A 6,916-nucleotide genomic window follows, 5' to 3' on the forward strand; every position below is an offset into this window, starting at 1 on the left:
CAATTGCGCTTTGATCCCGCGACCGGTGAACCGCTGCCGTTCCCGTCTGCTGCCAAAAGGCCCGCATTAGCTCCGGCTGAAGTACCCGCTTTGAGACCGTAGCGGAAGTCATAAAACTGGCCGTAGCCGAGGCTGCCAAGCACCACGAACGCGGCATCTGGCAGGTTGGTGGCGGTCTGCTAGGGTGCGGCAGTATCGTGCTGGGGGGAATCGTAGGCGCCGGCCTCTTTGAAAATCTTGGTGGTTTCATCATTGGTGCCGGTGTGGGTGGAGTTGGCGTGGCTGAAATCCTGGCCAGCACGGCTACTGCCATACCTATGCCGCCGGAGCTGGAGCAGGCAAACCCCCAGCTGCGCGAAAAATACCGCCAGGCCTACCGGGATCAGACACGGGTATTGAGAAGAAAAAGCATATATAATGGGATGATAGGTGTGGCCTGCGCGACTGGCCTTGGCTTGTTGTTGTTGGTTGCTATGGCCTCCTAAAAATACGGGCTCCAGGGAGCCAGGCCCGCCGTTATCCGGTGCCGTATGTGATGCTTTACTGGATCACAAGCGGAGCGTGAATACTAAGGAGAAAGCAATGCTTTTTCGGTTACCATCAGCAAGAGCGGTATTGTTTCTGTCTCTAGGCGTCGTCTTGCACGGACGGCCGGCACCCGCTGATACCCTCCTTTATGATACTACCCTGCCGCTCTCAAAAAGAATCTTCATCGCGCCGATAATCCTCTACCAGCGGCTGTCCTACAAGGTCCCGCTGCTGAACTGCCAGTTTGAACCCAGCTGCTCGAGCTTCATGGTCGAATCTATTTCCCGGCACGGGGTGGCTGGGGGTCTGATCCTGGGCGCCGACCGGATCGTGCGCTGCAATCCCTGGGCCTTCCACTACCATCTTCGCAGTCATGCCAGCCCTTTCAGCGATGACGGTCCCCTTCTGGACCCGGTGCCTGCTGTTCTGGAGTCCCGCAAGTTGCGGCTGGATGCGCCCCTGTTACTGCTTCCCGGCTTTGGCCGTGTCCGGGCCGGCCGGACCGGCGATGGCCTGGTGAGCTGCTTGATGATTACTTCGCTCGCGGTATCCGCCCACCGCATGAACCGGGAACAGAAGCCAATTCGGGCCGGGTGTCTGGGAATTTTATCTGTTATATTCTGGCTGGCCGATATCAAGAGTGCTACTGAGTACTATCCTCATGACTATGCGAAGCAGAAAGTCGAATCCGTCAGCCGTCTATCGCAGCCAGCGCCGGAAGAATACGGGGAGCTGATAGACTGTGCCCAGGATTAGCTCCTTCGCGACCGCTGCCGGTGTGGCGCTGCTGGGCATCGGAGGCTGGGGCTGTGACCCGATCGTCACCATCTTCGACGACGTGGAGCAGCCGCAGTATTACCAGGCGGCCAAGATTGATCCGCCCGCTTCGAAGGATACCCTCACGGTCATGACCTGGAATATCAAGTATGGCGGTGGGGCCATCGACTTCTGGTGGGCCTGCTACGACGACCGGGTCTTGATGACCGAGGACGAGGTGCTGGGCAATCTGGAAGTGCTGGCGGAGAAGATCCGCGCCGTGGACCCGGACATCCTCCTGCTGCAGGAAGTAGACGTGGATTCCAAGCGCTCTGCCTATGTGGACCAGATGCAGTATCTGCTGGATAACACCGCCTTGAACTATGGGGTGTACGCCTCCATGTGGCGGACCCAGTTTGCCCCGTCGGACGGACTGGGGCGCACCGATATCGGCCCTGCCATCCTGGCGCGCTGGCCTTTGGGCGAGGCCGAACGCATCGCCCTGGCCCTGCGGACCGATCAGGACGCTGTTACGAAATACTTTTACCTGCGGCGCTGCATCGTCAAGGCCAATCTGCAGCTCCCGGGCCGGGACGATTTCTACCTCGTCAATGTCCACACCTCCGCCTGGCAGGCCGAAACCAAGGTGAAACACATCGACCGCTTCAAGGCGGAGCTGGATCTAATCGACGCCGGAGGCGGCCTGTTTGTGGCCGGCGGCGATTTCAATACGCTCCCCCCGGCACCATTAAAGTGAAGGACTTCCCCGACTCGAAGTGCGAAGGCGGGGACTTTGAGGGCGGCGATTATAGTCAGGAAATAGGCTGGCTGGATGAGCTCTATGCCGACTATCAACCCGCCGTCGCCCTGGAAAAATATCAACAGCCCGCCCGGCAGGCTCGCTATTTCAGCTTCGGTGACAAGCCCGATTCACTCGGCTTCACCCGCAAACTCGATTATCTCTTCACCAATCTGGCCTGGGTCCCCGGTTCCGATAGTACCCACCAGGACATCGCCTCCCCGGGAAGAACCCTCTCCGACCACTGTCCCGTTTCCGTTCGGATAACGCTCCCGTGAAAACCATGCCTCAGCGATTGGATTGGTATGTCGTGCTGCTTGGCCTGTGGCTGGCTCTGCCACCTGCCGCCCTGCCGGCGCATGATGGCCCCTGGTCTGCCGGCACCGCCTGCACCCTGCCCAGGGGACGCTGGGAAAAAGGGCTGTTTCAACCCCTGCGCTATGGGCAGACGGATCGCCTGGAGTGGGCCGTTCATCCCCTGCTCGGTATGGTACTGCCTAATTTTCAGGTCAAAGTGGCCCACCGCCAGTGGCACGGCTGGAATCTGGCCTCACGCTACAGCTTCCACTACCCCACACCGTTACTGCGGCTCGTCAGGCGGCCGGATATCGGCGGCCTGATCTCGCCCGAAGGCGATATCGCCGACATTCCCCCCATCCTGGCCGCGCGCGGTGAGCTGCTGGCCACCAGGGCGCTGAATCCCTTCCTCCAACTGACCGGCCGGGGCGGGGTGGGCCTGGCTGTCAAATCCGGCGAACTGGATCAGCGCGCCAGCATCGACCTCCCCCTGGTTTACCCCCGCATGGCCCTGTATTACCACGGCTATCAACTGAACCTGGGGCTGAACTTGCGGGGGGACCTTTCCGGAAAGTGGACCTTTTCCGTTGATGGGAATATGTTGATGATTCCGGGTGCGGAAGAGGCCTTCGCCTTCGAGCTCGGGGGCTGGCTCAGCTGGCGTAAAAACGGCCGCTTCCGGCTCCTCATCGGGTATCTGTTGACCTATGCGGACTACCCGTTTGGAACCCACTGGCAGCTAATGCCCTTCCCCCTGGCCTTTGGTCCCGACTGGCGCAAGCTGCCCTTCCCCATCATCGACCTGCAGTGGGCCCGGCAGCGACGGGTCAGGAAGTGATCTTCCTGACATCTATGCATCAGGTCAAATCCCTGGGTCCTGTATTGGGCGTACCTCCAGCCCATTAGCCGCCAGAAAGGTAACCAGACCCGCCAGGTCAATGTATTGATGGGCCCGAATACCCAGTTCCCGGGCCGCCGCTACGTTGTCCCGCTTGTCATCCACGAACAAGGCCTGCCCCGCCGGGGTGCCCGTTACGCGCAGAGCATAACGAAATATCTCCCTTTCCGGTTTGCGGTAACCTACCTCGTAGGAGCAGATCACACCGTCTACCTGCGACATGAACGGGTAATTCTTCCGCAGATAGTCGATGTGTATGTGATTGCTGTTAGTCAGCAGCCACACCCGGGCCTGCTTTCTCAGGGCCGGCAAAAGTCCGGCGGCGGGCATTTCACTCTTCAGCAGTCCCAGCCAGAAGCGCTCGAAAGCCGCGTAGGATAGCGGTTTCTCTGTTGGGGCATCTTCGAAAACGGCGCTGTAATAATCCCGCAGGGTGATCTTGCCCCGCTCCAGGGTATAGAGGGCCTCGCTTCCCATCCGGGTGCCTAGCCATTCGGGGGCCAGGCCGGTCAGGCGGACGATCTCAGCCAGGCCACCCCGCTCATTTACCTCCACCAGGACACTCCCGATGTCGAAAAAGATGATACTGGCAGTCGCTGGTGGATCAGGCATTGCGGATCATTCCGTCGCTCGATTTTCCCTCAGGCCTGCTCAGGCGGCAGCCGCCGGCCGCCCAACAGGGCCACGTAAATCTGCAGCTCACTGTCCGGATTGAGCGGCGTCCGCTTATAGTCACCCCATTTTTCGATCACCCGGAATCCGGTATCGTGGAGCAGACGGTCCATGGTATCGGGGTAATACATGCGCAGGGTGAAGTCGATGACCAGAAAGTCTTTCTTCTCGGACGTGGAATAATACCACCGCAGGTGATTCAGCTCGGTCTCCGGATCGTAGCTGTTGCTCTCCTCGACATTGACCGTCGCCCCGGTCCCTGGGTCGGCGTAGGCCTTGGCCGGGACCCGCTGGCACTCCGGATGGTACAGAAACAGCGGATCAGGGACGAAGATATCTATAACGAAGCGGGTGCTCTCGTGGCAATGCTCCCGCACACAGCCCAGGGCGGCCAGGGCATCCTCATCCGTGAGTAAATGCAGGAAGGAATTGAAGCCGATGAAGATCAGGTCAAAGGTCTCGTCCAGGTGAAAGTTGCGGATGTCGCCCCGGACCAGGCGGACCCGCCTGCCGAAGGGAGCCAGCTTGTCGCGGGCCCGCTGCAGAAAGGCTTCCGAAATCTCGATCCCGGTATATCTGGCCTTGGTCTTCAACACCGGCAGCGCCAGCCGGCCCGTACCGGCCGCCAATTCCAGCACCCGCGGCCCATACTCCCTGGCCAGGGCCTCCCAGAAGGCTAGATCGTTGATCTTCCACCAGTGCTCGGCATCGTACCGGACGGCATCCCGATAGATAGGCAGCTCACACCCGCTGGATAGGTCTGACATAGCAGCATAAATATAAGCCTTGAGATGCTATTGGTGGGACAGTAGGAGGGCCCGTCGGGGCAATTTTCACCGTCCCGGGCTATAAATCTCAATTTTTATGGCTGTTACTATTAATAATTGGCAAAAGCTGCCGATACCGGTAATAGAGAGGTCTGGTTGCTGAGATGATTACACCGGTTTACAGCCCTCAGGTGGGGTCTGCCCTGTTCACTGCCGGGCACAAGCCACCCTTGCCTTCCAGCAGAAGGGAGACAACCCTGGTTAGCCAGGACCAGACCGACGTATCTGCTGATCTTTCCCCCCTGGCGGTCCTGCTTTCCGAAGAAGGCCTGGACTTTAGCGCCTCCTCAGTGGAAGCGGTAGCTGCTAGCATGGACTTCAACCTGGAGTTTACTTCCAGCTCCGTCGAGCGCCTTTCGGTATCGGGCTACTATTCCGAAGAAACCGAGTCGTTGAACCTTTCGTGGCACTTCATTTTCCAGCAGGAAGTGGCCGTCGACGGTCGGTCGGAGGTGCGTACCTTCGAAGCCGATCTCAATGTCAGCGTCTCCCAGGTCAGCCGCAAAACCGTGACTCCGTTTACCTACAAAGAGGATATTCTATCGCTCGTCCGCCGGCTGATGCAAAGTATCAACGAGATCGCCGCTGATGACGACCGGGTCTTGGGTGGCGTGGTGCTCGATTATAAAGACTTTCGCGAGATTTTTGCCTTGGACAATGGCCGGCTGGCCCACGACCTCATGGCACTGATCGAGCTGACCATCATGCTCGCCCGCCTCAAGCAGTTGCTGGATAATAATGAGGATGTGGTGATCCTGGCCCCGGAGCGTCAGGAAATCAGAGGCGTTTCAGTGACTGAGGCCAGCATGAGGGTGGGGAGCTTCCATCTGGAGATCAGGGATGTCACCACGGAGCTCTCCACCCCTGATGCCGGTGTACCAGCCGCCGCTGACACCCAGGACGGCGAAGTAAATCAGCAATGGGCCTCCCAGGCTGCGGAAGAGCCGGTTCCTGAAAACACTCCCGTGCCCTCCTAGACCGGGCTGAATCGACCCCCTACCGGCAGGTCAGTGGAACTTGCCGCTCGTGAGAACATTCAGTCGGACTGAGTACCAGTCGCCATTAGCTGGGTGATAGCTTCGCGCTCAGCCTGGATGCGCTCAGCGTCGGCCCCCTTGGCTTCCAGCATGTCCAGTACCTGGAGGGCTTGTTGATACAGGCCCTGGACCTTATAGATTGTCGCTAGAGTGAAAGTAGCCAGTTGCGGATCGATCCAGAGTGGCCCCCTGCCTGCGGCTGCTTCGGCCGCCTCCACGGCCAGCTCCTCTTCCTCCGGACCCCATTCCTCTGCTGTTGGCGTCTCCCGCTCCAGGGACGTTTCGGGTGGACGCTCCACCTGGGGTGCGGTGATGCTGGGCCCAAACCGCTCTCCGGCCAGATCCTCCCCGTCGTGGGCCGCCCGGTCTAAAACCTCCCGCTCCTGTTCGGCTTCCTTTTCCAATGACACCACGTCAGGATGATAGGGCTCGGCTGCCTTCGCTTCCCCCGCAACTGGTTGCGTTTCCGGCTCCGCCTCAGGTTCGGCCTCCTCAGCCGCTGCCGCCAGCTCTCCGGGCTCAAAGGGCTCCCGCTCTAAATCCTTATCTTCCTTCCTTACCCTGGTGATAGATCCGGCCTCCAGTTCGACTTTTTCGCGGACAACCTCTTCGCCTGGCAAAACGCTTTCCTCCGCCAGGTCTTTCTCTTTCAAGGTCTCCTTATCGAGCGTCTCGCGCTCCCTCTTCTCCGCTTCCGTGGCTGGCACCTCACCCGGCCAGGTCGGCTCCTCCGCCTTCTCTTCAATGGCCAGGCCCGCTTCGTCTAGCCCTTCCCTTTCGATGGCCGCCGTCCCCGGCTCAAATTCCTCAGCCTGCTCTTCATCCTCCGGGACCGCCGTTTCAAGCCCTGCCCCCGGCTCAGCCTCCCCCTCTGAGGGAATACTACCCGGTAAAACCGGTTCGGCCTCCAGGATTTGAGCCTTTCTCGACCCCGCCTCCAGGTCCTCTTCTAACTGTTCGGTCGCTTCAGGTGCCGCGGTGCCCGGTTCAACAGGTGCTTCTTCAGCTCTCTTTACCACCGCTATGGTATCAATGACCTCACTTACGGTTTCCGTTTCTGCGACTAGCGCAACACCGGGCTCGAATAATGCTCGCTCCTCGT

9 protein-coding genes are annotated in these 6,916 nt (G+C 59.6%); 6 read left to right on the forward strand and 3 right to left on the reverse strand.

What is annotated here, in order from left to right; genetic code table 11:
* Positions 1-197: 197 nt before the first annotated feature.
* The 5 genes from ACETWG_01555 to ACETWG_01575 all read left to right on the forward strand — a co-directional run bounded on the left by ACETWG_01555 (position 198) and on the right by ACETWG_01575 (position 3,218).
* Positions 198-485, forward strand: a complete 288-nt coding sequence (locus ACETWG_01555; protein MFB0515271.1) for a hypothetical protein — start codon at positions 198-200, stop codon at positions 483-485.
* 97 nt (positions 486-582) lie between these two features.
* Positions 583-1,284 carry a membrane protein insertion efficiency factor YidD gene (yidD, locus tag ACETWG_01560; protein ID MFB0515272.1) on the forward strand — a complete coding sequence of 234 codons (702 nt, stop codon included), beginning with the start codon at positions 583-585 and terminating at the stop codon, positions 1,282-1,284.
* Positions 1,271-2,041, forward strand: coding sequence for an endonuclease/exonuclease/phosphatase family protein (locus ACETWG_01565; GenBank protein ID MFB0515273.1), 771 nt, complete (start codon positions 1,271-1,273; stop codon positions 2,039-2,041). Before yidD ends, ACETWG_01565 begins: the two co-directional genes overlap by 14 nt.
* On the forward strand, positions 2,038-2,361 hold the full coding sequence (locus tag ACETWG_01570; GenBank protein MFB0515274.1) for a hypothetical protein: 324 nt from the start codon (positions 2,038-2,040) through the stop codon (positions 2,359-2,361). Before ACETWG_01565 ends, ACETWG_01570 begins: the two co-directional genes overlap by 4 nt.
* Positions 2,358-3,218: a hypothetical protein gene (locus ACETWG_01575; GenBank protein MFB0515275.1), complete on the forward strand. Its 861-nt coding sequence runs from the start codon at positions 2,358-2,360 to the stop codon at positions 3,216-3,218. Before ACETWG_01570 ends, ACETWG_01575 begins: the two co-directional genes overlap by 4 nt.
* Positions 3,219-3,242: 24 nt before the next feature.
* Here the strand turns inward: ACETWG_01575 and ACETWG_01580 are convergent, their stop codons facing one another.
* On the reverse strand, positions 3,243-3,890 hold the full coding sequence (locus ACETWG_01580; GenBank protein MFB0515276.1) for an HAD family hydrolase: 648 nt from the start codon (positions 3,888-3,890) through the stop codon (positions 3,243-3,245).
* Positions 3,891-3,919: 29 nt separating this feature from the next.
* Positions 3,920-4,717, reverse strand: coding sequence for a class I SAM-dependent methyltransferase (locus ACETWG_01585; protein MFB0515277.1), 798 nt, complete (start codon positions 4,715-4,717; stop codon positions 3,920-3,922).
* Positions 4,718-4,881: 164 nt separating this feature from the next.
* Between ACETWG_01585 and ACETWG_01590 the strand changes: the two genes are divergently transcribed.
* On the forward strand, positions 4,882-5,754 hold the full coding sequence (locus ACETWG_01590; protein MFB0515278.1) for a hypothetical protein: 873 nt from the start codon (positions 4,882-4,884) through the stop codon (positions 5,752-5,754).
* Between the two features lie 59 nt (positions 5,755-5,813).
* On the opposite strand, the gene ACETWG_01595 is transcribed toward ACETWG_01590, so the two are convergent.
* The coding region (locus tag ACETWG_01595) for a hypothetical protein (GenBank protein MFB0515279.1) at positions 5,814-6,916 on the reverse strand (1,103 nt) is incomplete at its 5' end.

The organism is Candidatus Neomarinimicrobiota bacterium (assembly GCA_041862535.1).
GTDB lineage: Bacteria > Fidelibacterota > Marinisomatia > SCGC-AAA003-L08 > TS1B11.